This is a genomic window from Bartonella gliris, from assembly GCF_045277155.1.
Classification (GTDB): Bacteria; Pseudomonadota; Alphaproteobacteria; order Rhizobiales; family Rhizobiaceae; genus Bartonella; species Bartonella gliris.
On sequence record NZ_CP123962.1, the window covers coordinates 911,735 to 928,101 of the forward strand.

A 16,367-nucleotide genomic window follows, 5' to 3' on the forward strand; every position below is an offset into this window, starting at 1 on the left:
CCATGAAAAAAAAATTCCTTTTTCTTTTTCTCAGCACTCTTGCCTTTTCTTCTACACATGGAAGCTATGCAAGTGTTTTTCCTACCCGTGCTCCTAGCGATAGCCGCATTCGCTTTGTCAATTATGATGCGTATAATGTCACGAAAATTATTGGCTCGATACGCTCATCCGTCCAAATAGAATTTTCTGCCAATGAAGAAATTGCCCATGTCGCCATTGGCAACAGCGTTGCCTGGGAAGTTGCTCCAGCAGGCAATATTCTTTTTCTCAAAGCACGAGAAGTTCAACCTATTACCAATCTCCAAGTTGTCACCACACGCCGTGATGGCTCCAAGCGCTCTTATCAATTTGAATTGATGGTTAAAGATGGCGAAATTGCAACAGGCAATGAAACCTATTTCCTTGTGAAATTCCGCTATCCACAAGACGAAGCAGAACAAAGAAGGCTTGAAGCACTTTTAAGACAAGCAAGAAAACAAGCACAGCGGATTGATGGTGTTTTTGATGTTTACGAACAATATGGACCACGCAATTGGGCTTATTCTGCTCAAGGCTCTATCACTCTTGAACCCTCCTCCGTTTATGACAATGGGAAAACAACAACCTTTACCTTTCCTGACAATCAAGAAATTCCCGCCATTTACATTGTTGGCAATGACGGCACAGAATCGCTGGTTCCTAAAACGACAAAGGGCAATATGGTCATTGTCCACGCCATTAGTGCGCGCTTCACGTTAAGGCAGGGAAGAAATGTTTTATGCGTTTTCAATGAAGCCTATCAACGACAAGGCATAAATCCAGGAACCGGAACAACTTCACCATCTGTTGAACGCAAAATCGCATCAGATCTTTAAATTAAGCGGGAATGAAGGGGACACAGAAGATGAGTGATAAGAGCGAGACACCAATTAATGAAGATCGTGGTGCAATTGGCGATGCAAGAAACAACATCTCAAAAACAATAGGAACAAAAATAGCTGTCGTTATAGTCTTTTTAGGATTTTGTGCCTATGTCCTCTGGAACATTTCTTCAACCCCAACAACACCAAAAGACACAGCAAAACCCCATAAAAAACAAACACAAAACTTTCATAATTCACTCACCCCTCTAGAACTAGCGCCGTCTAGCCCACGTGCAAAAGTAGGCAACATTGTTTTACCGCAACCCCCACTTGCACAAGAACCGAAAAAAGAGGATCCCCTCCTTGATGCGGCAAGACGCGCTCCAGTTTTAGCTTTTGGGCGAGACTCGCGATCTCAATTAAAGGATATCGTAAAAAACAATTTGACCAATGCAGTTAATAACGCGCTTGATAGGTTTAACCCTCTCGACAAATTTGGTGCACTTGAAAGCCTCAAGAACACACAAAATTTTACCGCTCTGTTAAAACCGACAACAACAGAAGAGACAAAAGCAAGTTTCATCGGCAATAGAAACTTTATCATCGCCATGGGAACATCGATCCCCTGTATTTTAGAAACAGCATTGAACAGCGATCAACCCGGATTTGCAAGCTGTATTATCAATCGTGATATCCTCTCTGACAATGGTCGCGTTGTTCTACTTGATAAAGGAACACAAGTGGTTGGTGAATACAAAGGAGGTATAAAACAAGGACAATCCCGCCTCTTTGTCCTCTGGACAAGAGCAAAAACACCAAGCGGTGTCATCATCCCGCTTGCCTCACCAGCAACTGACAGTTTAGGCAGAGCCGGTTTTGATGGCAACATCAACACACATTGGTGGGAACGCTTTGGCTCTTCCCTTTTACTCACCGTCATTGACGGCGCCACCACAACCCTCACCAATAAAATGGTAGGCAATTCCAACACAGGGGGTGCCAACAACGCTGGAGGCGGAGGTTTTGGAGGTGGCGGTGGAAACTTTGGTGGAGCAAACAACCTTGGAAAAGACGCAGCAAGTATCGCCCTTGAAAACCAAATAAACATCCCCCCTACCCTAGAAAAACTTCAAGGCGAACTCGTCAACATTTTCGTAGCCAGAGATTTAGATTTCTCATCCGTTTATAAACTAACCGTTAAGGAAAGAAAAAACAGAATCCTCACACGCTCTATTCCAGGAAATTTCTTCCTTCACTCTCAAATGCGGCAAAAATAAATCATGGCAACAGCAAAAAATTCCGAACGCGCCTCTATTGTTTTAACCAAGTTAAAAATATTAGAGACATATCTCAATGATGAAAATTTATTTGAAATTGTTATCAACCGTCCTGGTGAAGTCATCGTTGAGAGTGCCAACGGTTGGAAAACCCACATCCTTAAAGAATTAACATATGGTGAATTAGAAGGAATAGCAAAAGTTGTTGCCGCTTATACCACACAGAAAATCAGTGTAGAAAATCCAGTCCTCTCAGCAACACTGCCCAATAATGAACGCATACAAATTGTCATGCCTCCCGCCGTTGCCCCCAACACGATTAGCATGACAATTCGTAAACCTTCATCACGCACTTTTTCTCTTGAAAGTTTACACGAAAACAATCTTTTTTCCGTCACAGCAAACACCAGTTTCACACCCACGCAACAAATGGCTAACCGCATAGCCGAACTCTCTCCCACGGAAAAAGAGCTCACAGATCTCTTTATTGCCAAAGATTTTTGCACCTTTTTAGAAAAAGCGGTTATCACACAGCAAAATATCTTGATATCGGGCAAAACCGGTTCGGGAAAAACAACACTCTCTAAAGCTTTGATTGCAAAAATCCCGGAATATGAACGGATTCTCACCATCGAGGATACTCCAGAACTTGTTGTTCCTCATACAAACAAAGTGCAACTCTTTTACTCAAAAGACAACCAAGGGCTAGCAAAAGCTGGAGCAAAAGAACTGCTTGAATCCGGATTACGCATGCGCCCCGATAGAATTCTCTTGCAAGAACTTCGTGATGGCACAGCTTTTTACTATATCCGCAATGTTAATTCTGGTCACCCAGGCTCCATCACCACAGTTCATGCCTCAACAGCCCTTTCTGCCTTTGAACAAATGACCCTTCTTGTAAAAGAAAGTGACGGTGGTGGTAACTTAGAACGTGAAGATATTCGCGGCTTACTCATCTCAATGATTGATGTCATCATTCAATGCAAACGCCTTGAAGGAAAATTCCGCGTCACAGAAATCTATTACGATCCCTTCAAACGCCGAGATGCTTTTTAAAAAAAATGATCTCAATCACATGAAACAAATCCACATGCATTCCCATACACTCAAATCATAATTGATTACCACTAATTTTATAAACTAAAAGCCAATCTGGTGCGATCTGTATATTTCCAAAAACCACGCCAATCTGCTCTCAGTGCGTGATCTCTATAACGCAAAGGAAGAGCTCTCTTTTTTGCAATCACAGCATTCCTTTTTAACTTTTGCTAAATCTTTTCCACGCTTCGCAACTATTTTAAGCCCCCGTCAATTCCTTTGAGTGAATTACCTAAAACATTAAATATCTAAATTGCGAAACAAATCCTCCATATCTTTAGCAACGTATACATCTTCGCCTCTTTCACTCTTCTCAAAAGTTTCAAGCGTTTTCGTATTAGGAACATACATATCAAACGGCAATCCTCTTTCATAAATCCCTTTAGTTAAAGCAATTCCGATGAAATCAGACACCGCAAGCCCTAGAGTAGCGAATATTTCATGGGCTTCTTTTTTCAAATTTTTATCTCCGCGTGCTCGAACGACATCTTTTGCATCTACGGCTACAGACATGATAAACCTTTTCTGGGTTAAACACCTTTGGTTGCCTCTTTATATATAACCCCATTGGGGACTACAGAAAAAAGTTTTAATGCTTTAAGTTTCTTTACCGCGTGACTTCCGTTGACTTTGTTTGCGCTATCGTATTGTTGAGCTCTTGTTCATGCCTCTGTTGCAAAAATTTAACCGCTGTTTGAAGCTCGTCTATACGCTTTATATCATGAAGCTGGTCGAGTGGTATCGCTCTTGACACGTCAAAATCCCGTTTATAGATTGCATCCTGTCCAAATCTCCTCTCTAAAGCTCTTTGAATCTCCCAAAGTTCTTTATGAATGCTTTCAGGCATATTGGAATGAATATCAAGACCAGCTTCTCTATTTTTCATATAAGTAACAGCCTCTTCTGAAAGAGACGGTATCTCAACTTTCAATTTCTCATACTCACGGGTAAATTTATCTATCTTTTGTTCATAGGCGTTTTCATAAAAAGATTGGAGTTCTCTAACGGTAGAAATGACAAGAGGAACATTATAAAGTGCTTCTTTACGTTCTCTCCCTGCTATGTTGAACCGATCTATAAAACGATCAGAACCACACAGTTCACCAAGGCTATCAGGTGACCTCTCTAAAATATCAAACAATTCATCGCACTGCCCCGTTAAAATTGCTTGTTCAATCCTCAGCGCCACAGATTGAGGGTCCTTATAGACAGATTTCAAACGATCATTTAATTTCCTCAAAGTATCAATATAAGATTTTTCCTTTCTCACAGCACTTAGCGCCTTCTGCTTTAGATAAAAATCCGTATAAGCCGCAAGGTAAAGAGTTTGTTCTGTTGTTTTTAAAACGATATCATAATCTCTCTGCCATTGCTCAATCTTGAGATCTTCTTTTTCCAGTTTGCTAACAGCAGTCTTTGCTCTCTTCCAAAGAGCTTCGATCTTTTCTCTTTTTTTTTGTAACCATTCATTATTGAGATAAATATAAGAGAAAGCTCGTTCACTAGAATCTTGAAAAACATCATCCCTTCTCTTTTCCGTAAATTCGATGAGATTCTCACGAATGAGTACAGACAGGTATTCAGAATTACCAAAATGTGCGGCAATTGATGCTTTTACCATTTCTTGTCGTTTAATACCCTTCCAGATGATATGATAACCAGCTTCACGAGCAAGTTGCCCGATAAATTCACGTAGAGTACGCCCATTCCCCTCTCGAAACGGATGCAACGCATTCAACTCGCCCATGTAATATCCAGCCCTTAAGCTAAATTCATCAGCGTCAAGACCACGCAGATACTGCTCTCTTGCAAGCTGTTGTGTAATCTTCGGTGCATAACTTTCAATTTGATTATAACTAGCAAACAGACTATTGCCTTTGGCAATATCGAGAGAACGGATTTCTCCTGCCCATTCATAGACGTCACCAAACAGTTTTCTATGGATCTCTTTCATATGATTGAAATCAAACTTCCCACCCATAGAAGCTTGCATTATTTCGAAAGATCTTACATAAGCAAAAGTCGATTCGACACGCTCCAATGTGTCGCGGTCTTTAATACCAAGCCGATTATACATCACACCAGTTTCAGGATCAGTATAAGGATCACCTCTCCGCTCATACTTCTCCACGTTTTACCCGCTCCATATAATCTTTGATTACATCACTTATTTCAAGCTCTCCGATAATAACACGCTCCATTTGCGCAACGACTTGTGGATCTGGTTCCAATCCCTCTAAACGTTGACTTGCCAATGCATTTTCAGCATAGTGTCGACGGCGTTTAATTTCCTCTTCACTCAACATATCAAAACCCTCCTTTATGCCAATAACGCTTATTTAAGAGCACGATTTACCCCTTCTGGTTTATCTTCAATGACAAAAAGCAATATCCAAGAAGACGTATCGAGAATATCGACCTTGTTCCCACGCACGAATACGACCGCCAGCAAAGCCAAACTTTGCCGCAAATTATGTCTATGTCAAAGCAATATTTTTTCTCATTTTTTTACATCAACATTTGCGGAAATATGGATACCAAACTTTGCGCTCTCAACTTCATCTTTAGCATAAACAAGAGCCTCACCTGCACCGTGTATACACGCAACCCTGCTTTATTTGCCTTATCCATCATTTCTCCTTTCGATATTCATGTAAAAGTGCGGTTAAAATCCATTTAAGTTCATTTCTTTCTACCTTTGCCAAATTTTCTTGAGAAGACAGACTTACTGTAAACATCTAAAAGGAAAACCAGAATATCTTGACCACCCCAAAAAGCAATCATTCTAATATCCCCCCTTTTACCTTTATGTTGTGTTAAAAACCGAACTTTCCGAGCACGCCCGCACCTTACATAAAACCACCGGCATTTGGATAAGCAGCAAGAAATAGAGACGATACCAAATAATTCATCCAAACGATAGACCTTTCTCTTTCGCAGAAGTAAAATAAGCCGTTGTTTTAATGACCATTTGCATAGATTTTGAACATACGCGATACCGGTATTTTATCAAGAAAAAAGAGAGAGCACCCTTAAACCGCGTGCCATCTTTTGACTTTGCGCGCGCTATCATCGCGCTATCGTATTGTTTAGCTCTTGTACTTCTCTCGTATTGCAGAAATTGAACAGCTGTTTGCATACATTCATAAGCTTTTTATCATAATGTTAAACGGCTCATATTAGTTCTTCTGAAAATTTAAATGAATGACTACGATCTTTATTCTCAACAGATTTTATCGCGGCTAAAACTTTTTTAGAAGGAACACCATGCCCGAACCTTTGCGATAAAGAAACAATACACCGTTCCATACCCTATTCAGTTTTTTCAATGTCCTTATATTTAAGGAAATCACCTGATGAAAAGGCGATGCTCTTTCATTTTCACAAGATAATCACTTTTCTCTAAGTGCACCATATATCATTAAAGCCATTGGCATGATCAACATATCGGTTAATGATCTTAGCAAGATCACCACGCCTAACTGCCGATTTCTCAAATGCAATTCCCTTCAAGACTTGATGAGAGTTTTCTTGCATTCTTTTTAAGAGAGCTCTGTTTTATTTTTTCATTGGCGTGCACCGCATTGCGAGCAAGTCCTTTTTAACTCCTTGCATAAACAGACTGCTCCAAAAGAATGGTTCGCTCTCTATCAATAAACCAGGCTCTTTGTAAGAATACATATCTATTTTTACATCATGACCAGCAAACGCAAAATATCTTGTCGCAATTTCCCCCATGCGTTGCGTAAATCCTTTCATATATCTTTGTGACCTATACATTTTCATAAACAATCCGCTCTTCTTTTTTATTGCATTTCTTGCCTATCACGAAGAGTAACGAGAGATTTTTTCCCTTTCCTCTTCATTGAAGCAAGAACAGTATAAAACAGGCAATACTCTTGAGAACTCTATACAATCATTAAGATACAAAGATGCATATGAAAAAATGAGTTTAGGGAAGGTTTATCCGTAAAGGTGGATCTTAGAAAAATCGATAAGACATTTATTCTGTTATATTATCTTAGGATGTTTGCTTTATGCATCAAAACTTGATAACAACTCCCCAAAATAGAAAACAAGCTTTTACTGAAACGCGGGGAAAAATGACAAATAAATTAGACAAAAAACAGATTATATTTTTAACTTTACCATTCATTTTTTCCATCATTGTCACTGTTCTGGTCAATATAACCATTAATAAAATTACAAAAAATGGCACCATCCCTGATGCTGATTGGTTGGTAAGATCAAAGCCACTTGATATTCTCATCCTTGTTGCACTTTCCTGTTCTTTTTTCATCTTATTAAAAAAAAGACATCTAAGAAAAAATATCACTCTTTCATCCACACTCATCTTTAGTTTGTTTGTAGCTTATTACAGTACCAAGGAATATCTGAGATTAAGTGCTTATGTAGGGCAGAATAACATGACATGGTCAGATGTTCTCTCCCTTTTCGATAGGATGGTTTTAAGTGGTTCTCTCATTGGATTTTTTATCCTTCGTATCGCTAACAACCATTATTCAGCAAAAGCATCACCTCTGAAAAGCGCAAAAACAACGATCTTCGGCGGTGCCAGATGGATGGATATGCAACAACTTGAAGAACTCTTTCCAAGCAATGGAGGAATAGTCATAGGAGAACGTTATCGTGTTGACGCAGATATTATTCAAGATATCGCTTTTAATCCTCAGGACAAAACAACCTGGGGGAAAGGTGGTCGCCAGCCATTGTTAACCTACAACCTTGATTTTGATTCAACGCATATGCTGTTTTTTGCTGGTTCTGGTGGTTATAAAACAACAAGCAATGTTATTCCTACTTGCCTTAAATATACTGGTCCACTCATCGTTTTCGACCCCTCAACAGAAATCGCACCAATCGTTAAAGAAACACGAGAACGTATAAACAAAAATACCGTATATGTTCTCGACCCACATGGAAAATCAACGAAAGCTTTTAATCCTTTGGATTGGCTGTTAAATGACAATCTCCCTACTTACGAAAGGGAAGCTGGTTTAGTTGAAATTTCTAGACTTCTTCTTTCAGAAAACCATAAATCAACTTCAACGGATCAATTTTTTACATCACACGCCCATAATTTATTAACAGGACTCCTTGCGCACATTGTTTTTTCTGATGAATACCCATTAGAGGAAAAAAACTTAAAAACTCTTCGCACTCTTGTATCAGAGCCAGAACAGTCGGTGATTGGAAAATTGCGCTCTATACATTCTTCATCACCATCGCTTTTCATTCGTGAAACTCTTGGTGTGTTTACAAACATGGCAGAGCAAACATTCTCTGGTGTCTATGCTACAGCATCAAAAGATACACAATGGCTTTCACTCTCTAACTATGCCAACCTCATCAGTGGGAATGATTTTAAAACGACAGACATCACAAAAGGTAACATAGACATCTTTTTAAATATCCCCTCAAAAATTCTAAAATCTTACCCAGGTGTTGGACGTATCCTTGTTGGCTCTTTTCTCAAAGCTATGGAATCTGCTAATGGTGACTATGCAAAACGAGTACTCTTCGTTTTAGATGAGATTGATCTTGTAGGATATATGAACATCTTAGAGGAAGCGCGTGATCGGGGACGTAAATATGGAATATCTCTCATGCTCTTTTACCAATCTGTTGGACAAATTGAACACCATTTTGGTCCTTCTGGTGCTATAGCATGGTTCGAAAGTTGTGCTTTTATTAGCTATGCTGCCATAAAAGATATTAAAACAGCAGAAAATATATCTAAAGCATGTGGTAAAATGACTATCGAAGTACAAGGATCAAGCAAAACTCTAGGAACAGCAGGTACAAAAGGTACAGAGAGCCTAAGTTTCCAGCAAAGACCTTTAATCTATCCACACGAAATTACACAAGAAATGCGAAAAGACGAACAGATCATCCTCGTACAAGGGCACCCCCCTATTCGTTGTGGACGCTCCATCTATTTCAGACGAAAGGATTTAATAGCTCTTGCTAACAAAAATAGATTTGCCCCTAAAGAATAATGTCTCCTAAATGGAACGCACTTCGTTCGCCCATAACTCAATAGAATGAGAGGCTACCCGCCTCTTAAACTCTCCGGAACGCTCACCAAAATCATGACATCAGACCCGCGTTTGTTGAGAGGACTAACAATCTTAGCTTCTTAAGCTCAAGGAGCCCCTTACAGGGCGCCTAACGGCGTCCTTGACCCACAATAACCATAACGGATTGTTTTGTCCTTCTCACGCGGCTCCGAAATCATGATTAAAGGGGAGAGCTTATAGGGAGACCTAAACAACACCTTATAGTATGAAAAAAACATTTGATTTTTTTAACGACAATGAACAATTTCTTCTTGCGTTCTGTAACGATACACATTACAGTAAATCATGATTTTGGGATTTAAACATAAAGGGCTTGAAGCCTTTTACAATGCTGGTACCACAAAAGGAATTCAGTCTGCTCATACTCAAAAGTTAAGGCGCATTCTAGGTGCTCTTGATGTAGCTATATCACCAATGATTTGAATTATCCGTCATTTCGATTACATCCTCTAAAAGGTGATCTTAAAGGTTATTGGTCAATTACTGTAAATGGAAATTGGCGTGTAATATTCCGTTTTGTTGGTTATGACAAAAAGAAAAAATGTGCAAAACGCGAACGTCCATGGATTAAGTGATGTATAAGAGAACCAAATGGACGCATCTCAAGAGCAAAAACACCGCATGAGCTTGTTGATCAATTGGCTGTAGAAATGATGCTAAACGCTTTTGTTTGATGCTACAAGACGCAAAAAATCCGCTTTCTGGTAGTTATATCAGGCGGCTTTATTTGCAAGGCGAGATTAATCAAGATCAATATGATGCTGCACAAAAATATCTTGAAGTGAGAAATAATTACTTGTGTGCAAAAGCCTTATCTGCTGCTGTTTATGAAGATTTCACTCCTTCATCAAATGAAGAGGCACAAAAACGGTGAATTGAACGAGCAGAAAAAAATTTAATCGCAAATGCAACAGGAGCACTTCAAGTTTATTGTGAAGATATGGATACGTTGCCTGTACCCTTAAAATTTGAAGAAGTCATACAACGGAAATCTGTCAAAACAGCTGCATCGAAATGAACTTTTTTAATACAAGTTTCCTTTATTGAAAATGATGCAGAAGTGGCACGTATGAATATATCTATTGAACGAGGACTTTGCATACAATTGATGATTGTGCACAAGAAAGAGACTTAACAAGATCTGCTTTTTTGGCAACAACAGCGCGTCACGCGCTTAATATTTAAGTAATCCGATGTAAACAAGCTTCTCACTTTAGAGTTTTTTGCAACAGTGTGTAATTGTGTATGCTCACAAAGCATTAATGAAGATCAGAATATGGAAGGCAAAATAAACACTATAATTACGATAGATATAACTATCATTGATATGCTGTATATTACATCTAATATTTCTATGCCTGACATTTTTTTCTCCTTGTAAGTTGCTTCATAATCATTGCCTGATCAATTTATCAAGATTTAGGTAAAAAGATAAAAAATACACAAGATCCTGATTTTTTGTTGAGATGATATAGAAAATGGTATTTTATTGATGCTACACAGTAATTGTCTTGTATCTAAAATTTAAAAAAATTCCCTCAAAATTCAGTAAAATATGAGCCTTCAATGTGGCTCGAAAGCCAGATTTTCCTGGTAGTTCCAGCTAATCTATTTTTCAAATAACAAAAATCATTCATTGACCGATTATGTTATTAATTTTGACGCAAAAGGAGCAATAATGAAAGCTGTTATCACTAAGCCAATATGTGTTGTTGGCGACAATAAAAGCACTGTTCGTTTTGGACCTTCAAAGGAAAATAGCAACACCGCAAGTTGACTACTCCAAGCCCAAAGCATTGCTTGGCGTCTTGAATCACTTACAAAGCCAAATAGAGCAGAAATATCATGTTATTGCAGAGTTAACTCCTAAGGCACAAGCGTTTGAAGGTTTAAAACGCTCTGATGGTCTGTTTGGTCTTATTAAAGCAGCAAAGATGTTAGAGGCACGATTAAAGGATTTAACAAACTACTTACGTAAAAACTATTGGGGTGTATCGCCGTGCTCCGGGTGGTCCGTTGTTGCCCTATCAGGATAAAATCAAGAAAGGATTCATAGATTGCCCTGCTATCACTATTCAAAGACCGGATGGTACAGATATAAGGTTCTCCCTTCAACTAAACCACATCTATAGGATTGGCATGTTTGAGAGAACAAATTCATGAAGATAGGCAATGAATAATAGTATCAACTTTTTGTGTGATTTATGGATAGTGTTGTCTCAACTTTCCAATCATCAAAACATTGGAGAAAATGACTGTAATGCTATAGTGGAGGTTATGCAATTGGTAGTAGAAGTTTTAATTTTAAAACTTCAAAATGAAGTACCCAATATTTTGGCAATTCTTACAGATTTTGGAGCTTCAGAACTGTCACATCGTATGGATTCTGTATTGCGAGCTTATGAACCAAATGTGGAGAACCCTGTTGTGAAAGCTGCTTAACTTGAAAAATAAGACTCCCCTTCCCGCCTGCAAAAATGGGGAGAAGAACAAGATACTTCTTCTAAAACTGCCTATTCCTTACAATTATTTTGGATGAGCGTTAAGCTAATTTGCAAATCTAACGCACTCAAAACACTGCGAAAAGTAAAAAGCCATAGATCATCCTTGTCGCTTGAACGACAAAAAAATTCGCTGAGCTTCAGGCATCTTGAAATATTCACTTACATCAAATTTAGTAATTCCCATGTCTCATTTCCTTTACTAATTGAAGAGATATTATTAAAAGCATATTCTTATCCGAAAAGGAAAGACATTAATTTTCATTTTACTATTCCTAAAAATACAGCCAAACAGCGTTCAATTTCTACCATTGTATCTGCCTGAATAGAGCCAAAAGCTGGACTAACTTCTTCACACCTTACCGTCATAATCTTATCAATCATTACTTGCGAAGGCTTTTGTAAACCATTTTTGGTATCTGGTTGGATAGTAATGCGGAGTAATGGTGCCGCAACAAGTGTACTTGTAATTGGTAAAACTGTTATGCTTGTATGTTCACTGAATTGATTAGCTTGAATTATTAACGCAGGTCTTGGTTTACCAAAATCGCCTTGCATAGCTATTGTTACCAGAGAACCACGCATCATTCTGTCCAGCCATCAACATCCATTAAAGATTGATCCATAAACAATTGTATAGATGTATCAGCTTTATCCATTTTTGCTACTAAGCGACATTGGCGACGACACTCTTCTGCAAAATTTGGCTGGCGTGTATCTGGAACCCAAATCTGCATTAAGCGCAAACCTGCTTTTCTTTGCGCATTGCGATGTTTTTGAACCCGTTCATTAACGTGCATTGTACCCATAATAAAATCTCCATTATGTTTCATGTAACGTATAACACAGAAAAAAGTTACATGAAACGAGATTCTTAATAAAACGCAATAAATACAATTTTTAATATTCACTCATCCCTGCCTTGTGTGGGGCTTTTTTTATGGAGAAGCATATGCGAAAAATATCATCAGAAGGACTTGCACTTATCAAACAATGGGAAGATTTGCGTTTGAACGCCTATAAAGATGCCATTGGTGTGTGGACAATAGGTTATGGACATACAAACAGTGCTGGAAAACCTTTTGTTCACAAAGGCATGACAGTCACTGAAAAGCAAGCAGAAGAACTTCTTTGCCAAGACTTAAGACAATTTGAAAATGCTGTTGAACACGCTGTTACGGTTTCATTAACGGATGAACAATTCGCGGCGTTAGTGTCGTTTTGCTATAATGTAGGAACAGGAGCCTTTTGTAATTCGACACTGTTAAAAAAGCTCAATCACGGTGAATATGAAGCTGTCCCTGCAGAGCTACAGAAATGGACCAAAGCAGGCGGGAAGCGTTTGCAAGGTCTAGCTCACCGGCGTGCGGCAGAAACAGGCTTATGGGCAAAAGGGGCTTATGTTTCCTCCAATTATCAAACAGTTGAAACGCAAGTACCAACGGGTTTTTTCAAAGCAGAAGCCCTTGCACCGATTATTGGCTCTTTCTCAGGTCTTGGTGGTTTGTTAGCAGGCAATGGACCAATCCAATGGGCATTGGCCACCATTATGGTTTTAGCCGCATGTGCTGGTATTTTCTTTGTTGCTAAACGCTTTCAGGAGCACCGCCTATGATCTTATGGATGAAAAGAAATCTGATGATAACAGGCGCGGCTTTAGCCGCTTTTTTTATAATTTTAGCAAGAGCTTTTACTCTTGGGAAAAAAGCAGAGCGACAAAAGCAAACAGAAAAAGCTTTAAAAGCAGCCACAACATGTCTGGAGGTGGAAAGTGAAGTTAATCAAAAAAGTGATGCTGATGTGCGTGCTGCTCTCTCTGACTGGTTGCGCGACAAATAAATATGCTTCTTCTTGTGTTGGCTGGTTGCCAATTTATGTAGATAAGCAAGATCTGAACACCATCAGTTCAAACTTAGCAAGAGAGATCTTAAAGCACAATAATCTAGGGGAACGCGTGTGTGGATGGAAACATGGCTAGAAAAAAAATACAAGACGATACAGAACTTACGGAAGCAGAAAAAGAAATCCTTCAAGAAATCATCATGACCTACAAAAGTGTAAAAGTGATGTCGCGTTATACAAAATGGATTGTACTCATTATACTCTTATTAGCGCTTGATTTTTCACGTATTATGGATGCGTTTATAAGTATTTTTACACAAAAACCAAATATCCGACTCTAAACATACTCTGAGACGCGCGAAATTCTTTAGAAAATAGATTATCAGTTTTGCACGTCTTGTGGAAGCGATCAATAATGTCTTTGCACATTTAAAATAGTGGTTTTCAAAAAATTAACCTTTGAATTAGCTTGTTTCATGAATTTAAAGATTCTAATAGCGTATATTAGGTATGACCAGCTTCGGAATTTTGGTTCTTTAAAGACGAGAAGAAAGTCAGATTTTTATAAAACAACACGATTGCTTATCTTGTATGGATCAGGGGGGATAATGAAAACAAATTTACGTGGTCGCGTAAGAAATACATCTTTACCAGACAATCATGCTCTACTGCCTCTTTTTGAAGCAGTTGTGAACTCCATTCATTCTATTGAAGAAACAGGAAACGATTTTTCCTCAAGTCACATTATAATTTCAATCATAAGATCGGACCAAGCTTTACTACCAATTGAAAAAGACACAGAAAAACTAAACGAGACAAAAATTGTAGGTTTTAAAGTGATCGACAATGGTACAGGCTTTAATGATCATAATTTGCAATCATTTGAAACTTTAGATTCAGATAATAAAAGAGAAAAAGGCTGCCGTGGTGTAGGACGGCTTCTATGGCTTAAAGCTTTTGATAATATAAAAATCAGGAGTATTTATGAAACAGATAGAGGATTAAAAGGGCGCACATTTTTATTTGATGCTGCTGCAGGTATAAAAGAATTAGATGAATTTCAAGATAATTGTACGAAGAGAGAAACTATTGTTGAGTTAACAGGTCTAAACCAAAAATATAAAAATCATATTCCTAAAAAACTACAATCTATCGCAAAAGCACTCTTAGAACATTGTCTCTGGTATTTTGCAAGAACTGGTGGTTGCCCTTTCATAACTATTGAAGATGACACAGAAAAGATATTATTAAATGATCTATATGAACAATGCATGCATGGAGCCGTTTTAAATGAAAAAATAAAAATAGAAAATTATAATTTTTCTATTATGCATATTAAATTTAGATCCTTACCTTTAGAAAATCAGGCTTTATGTTTTTGTGCAGGCAATAGAGCTATTACAAAAGAAAAGTTATCTGAGAAAATTCCGGGTATGCAATCAAAACTGCAAGATGATATAGGTGAATTTATCTACTCTTGTTATGTAAGCTCTCTTTTTTTAGATGAAAGAGTACGTTCTGAAAGAATAGGCTTTGATATTGAAGAAAATGTTGAAGATAAACAAGAAGATTTATTTAAAAGAAAAAAAATATCATTTCCGATAATACGACAAGCCATTTATGAAAGCATTCAAAAATATTTAGCTGTAGAATTGAAGCAAAACATTCAAAACAGTAAGGAGATAGTTGAAAAGTTCACACATAAAGTACCACGCTATCGTCCACTCCTAAACTATTTAACAGACAATGACTATATGATTTCACCTAAAATAAATGATAAAAAATTGGAACTACATTTGCATGAATGTCTTGCTAGAGTAGAAAATGAAATTTTAGAAGAAGGTTATAATGTTTTAGCAGTTCAACAAGGAGAAAATCCAGAGCGGTACGCTGCAAGAATTAATAAATATGTAAACGCTGTCGGTGATCTTAAAAAGTCCGATTTGGCTAATTACTTATGCCATAGAAAGACTATTATAGAGCTTTTGAAAGAATCTTTAAATTCTCTTTCTACAGATGATGGTAAAGAAAGATATGTTAAAGAAAATGTTATTCATCAACTCATAGTGCCCATGAAGTGCGATTCTGACTCTGTTGCTATGAATAATTGTAATTTATGGTTGATTGATGAAAAATTAGCATTTCATGATTATTTAGCTTCTGATCTTCCATTAAATAGAGTCCCTTTTACAGGGTCTACGAATAAGGAAAGACCTGATATATGTAGTTTAGAAGTATATGACAATTCTACCTATTGTACTCCTCTATTAGTATCAGACAATAAAGAGAATTCAACATCTCCTACTTTGGCATCTCTTACTATAGTGGAAATAAAGCGTCCAATGAGAAATGATGCAGAAGCTGGTACCGACAAAGATCCTATTGAGCAGGTCTTTACTTATTTAGAAAAAATTCGTGAAGGTGAAGTACGTACCCCAAAGGGGCGTCCAATAAATTTGGATGGAAAAGTTGTTCCCGGTTACTGTTATGTCATCTGTGATCTAACTGAAAAAATACAAGAGTGTTGCAAACGTTGGGATTTAACAGAAGCGGGTGATCATATGGGATATTTTGGTTATCACAAAAGATACGAGTCCTATATAGAAGTGATTTCATTTGATAAACTCATAGCTGATACTGAAAAAAGACATCAACGCGATTCTTTGAAGCTTTAGGATTGCCATTACGATAAAGCAATAGCGATTA

Annotated in this window: 16 protein-coding genes and 3 pseudogenes; 13 read left to right on the forward strand and 6 right to left on the reverse strand. The window is 37.9% G+C overall.

Annotation, left to right across the window (positions count from 1 at the left end):
* Positions 1-2 precede the first annotated feature (2 nt).
* From virB9 to virB11, 3 genes are read left to right on the forward strand one after another with little or no spacing between them, the layout of a single operon-like run.
* Positions 3-854 carry a P-type conjugative transfer protein VirB9 gene (virB9, locus tag QHG54_RS04130; protein WP_317992837.1) on the forward strand — a complete coding sequence of 284 codons (852 nt, stop codon included), beginning with the start codon at positions 3-5 and terminating at the stop codon, positions 852-854.
* Positions 855-883: 29 nt separating this feature from the next.
* Positions 884-2,119, forward strand: a complete 1,236-nt coding sequence (virB10, locus tag QHG54_RS04135; protein WP_317992836.1) for a type IV secretion system protein VirB10 — start codon at positions 884-886, stop codon at positions 2,117-2,119.
* A 3-nt stretch (positions 2,120-2,122) separates the two neighbouring features.
* Positions 2,123-3,175, forward strand: a complete 1,053-nt coding sequence (gene virB11, locus QHG54_RS04140; protein ID WP_406604497.1) for a P-type DNA transfer ATPase VirB11 — start codon at positions 2,123-2,125, stop codon at positions 3,173-3,175.
* Between the two features lie 282 nt (positions 3,176-3,457).
* On the opposite strand, the gene QHG54_RS04145 is transcribed toward virB11, so the two are convergent.
* From QHG54_RS04145 to QHG54_RS04160, 4 genes are all read right to left on the reverse strand, one after another.
* A complete protein-coding gene (locus tag QHG54_RS04145; RefSeq protein WP_317992834.1) occupies positions 3,458-3,730 on the reverse strand; it encodes a type II toxin-antitoxin system RelB/DinJ family antitoxin in 273 nt (90 codons plus the stop codon).
* Positions 3,731-3,824: 94 nt separating this feature from the next.
* Positions 3,825-5,348, reverse strand: coding sequence for a type II toxin-antitoxin system protein adenylyltransferase VbhT (gene vbhT, locus QHG54_RS04150; protein ID WP_406604498.1), 1,524 nt, complete (start codon positions 5,346-5,348; stop codon positions 3,825-3,827).
* The gene (locus QHG54_RS04155; protein WP_317992832.1) at positions 5,335-5,523 is read right to left on the reverse strand and encodes an antitoxin VbhA family protein; all 189 of its coding nucleotides are present in this window, start codon (positions 5,521-5,523) and stop codon (positions 5,335-5,337) included. The genes vbhT and QHG54_RS04155 overlap by 14 nt, the downstream gene beginning before the upstream one ends.
* A 1,096-nt stretch (positions 5,524-6,619) precedes the next feature.
* The gene (locus tag QHG54_RS04160) at positions 6,620-6,754 is read right to left on the reverse strand and encodes a hypothetical protein (protein ID WP_406604499.1); all 135 of its coding nucleotides are present in this window, start codon (positions 6,752-6,754) and stop codon (positions 6,620-6,622) included.
* Between the two features lie 566 nt (positions 6,755-7,320).
* Between QHG54_RS04160 and traG the strand changes: the two genes are divergently transcribed.
* The 5 genes and pseudogenes from traG to QHG54_RS04185 all read left to right on the forward strand — a co-directional run bounded on the left by traG (position 7,321) and on the right by QHG54_RS04185 (position 11,760).
* Positions 7,321-9,237, forward strand: coding sequence for a Ti-type conjugative transfer system protein TraG (gene traG, locus QHG54_RS04165; RefSeq protein WP_406604500.1), 1,917 nt, complete (start codon positions 7,321-7,323; stop codon positions 9,235-9,237).
* A 366-nt stretch (positions 9,238-9,603) separates the two neighbouring features.
* Positions 9,604-9,893 (forward strand): annotated as a pseudogene (locus QHG54_RS04170) (type II toxin-antitoxin system RelE/ParE family toxin).
* A 3-nt stretch (positions 9,894-9,896) separates the two neighbouring features.
* Positions 9,897-10,189: pseudogene (locus QHG54_RS04175) on the forward strand (hypothetical protein); the annotation flags it as partial.
* A gap of 889 nt (positions 10,190-11,078) precedes the next feature.
* Positions 11,079-11,494 (forward strand): annotated as a pseudogene (locus QHG54_RS04180) (phage antirepressor KilAC domain-containing protein); the annotation flags it as partial.
* On the forward strand, positions 11,491-11,760 hold the full coding sequence (locus QHG54_RS04185; protein WP_406604501.1) for a hypothetical protein: 270 nt from the start codon (positions 11,491-11,493) through the stop codon (positions 11,758-11,760). The pseudogene QHG54_RS04180 and the gene QHG54_RS04185, both read left to right, overlap by 4 nt.
* Before the next feature lie 320 nt (positions 11,761-12,080).
* Here QHG54_RS04185 and QHG54_RS04190 read toward each other — a convergent pair whose 3' ends face one another.
* Positions 12,081-12,404, reverse strand: coding sequence for a type II toxin-antitoxin system PemK/MazF family toxin (locus QHG54_RS04190; protein WP_406604533.1), 324 nt, complete (start codon positions 12,402-12,404; stop codon positions 12,081-12,083).
* Positions 12,404-12,628 (reverse strand): antitoxin MazE family protein, encoded by a 225-nt coding sequence (locus QHG54_RS04195; RefSeq protein ID WP_249677663.1) that lies wholly within the window; start codon positions 12,626-12,628, stop codon positions 12,404-12,406. Before QHG54_RS04195 ends, QHG54_RS04190 begins: the two co-directional genes overlap by 1 nt.
* A gap of 143 nt (positions 12,629-12,771) precedes the next feature.
* On the opposite strand from QHG54_RS04195, the gene QHG54_RS04200 reads away from it, so the two are divergent.
* From QHG54_RS04200 to QHG54_RS04220, 5 genes are all read left to right on the forward strand, one after another.
* Positions 12,772-13,434 (forward strand): lysozyme, encoded by a 663-nt coding sequence (locus tag QHG54_RS04200; protein ID WP_406604502.1) that lies wholly within the window; start codon positions 12,772-12,774, stop codon positions 13,432-13,434.
* Complete coding sequence (locus QHG54_RS04205) at positions 13,431-13,658, forward strand: hypothetical protein (protein ID WP_406604503.1); 228 nt, start codon at positions 13,431-13,433, stop codon at positions 13,656-13,658. The genes QHG54_RS04200 and QHG54_RS04205 overlap by 4 nt, the downstream gene beginning before the upstream one ends.
* Positions 13,612-13,797 (forward strand): hypothetical protein, encoded by a 186-nt coding sequence (locus tag QHG54_RS04210; RefSeq protein ID WP_406604504.1) that lies wholly within the window; start codon positions 13,612-13,614, stop codon positions 13,795-13,797. The genes QHG54_RS04205 and QHG54_RS04210 overlap by 47 nt, the downstream gene beginning before the upstream one ends.
* On the forward strand, positions 13,790-14,002 hold the full coding sequence (locus tag QHG54_RS04215; protein ID WP_406604505.1) for a hypothetical protein: 213 nt from the start codon (positions 13,790-13,792) through the stop codon (positions 14,000-14,002). The genes QHG54_RS04210 and QHG54_RS04215 overlap by 8 nt, the downstream gene beginning before the upstream one ends.
* A gap of 267 nt (positions 14,003-14,269) precedes the next feature.
* Entirely contained in the window at positions 14,270-16,336 is a 2,067-nt protein-coding gene (locus QHG54_RS04220) for a hypothetical protein (RefSeq protein WP_406604506.1), read from the forward strand.
* The last annotated feature ends 31 nt before the right edge of the window (positions 16,337-16,367 follow it).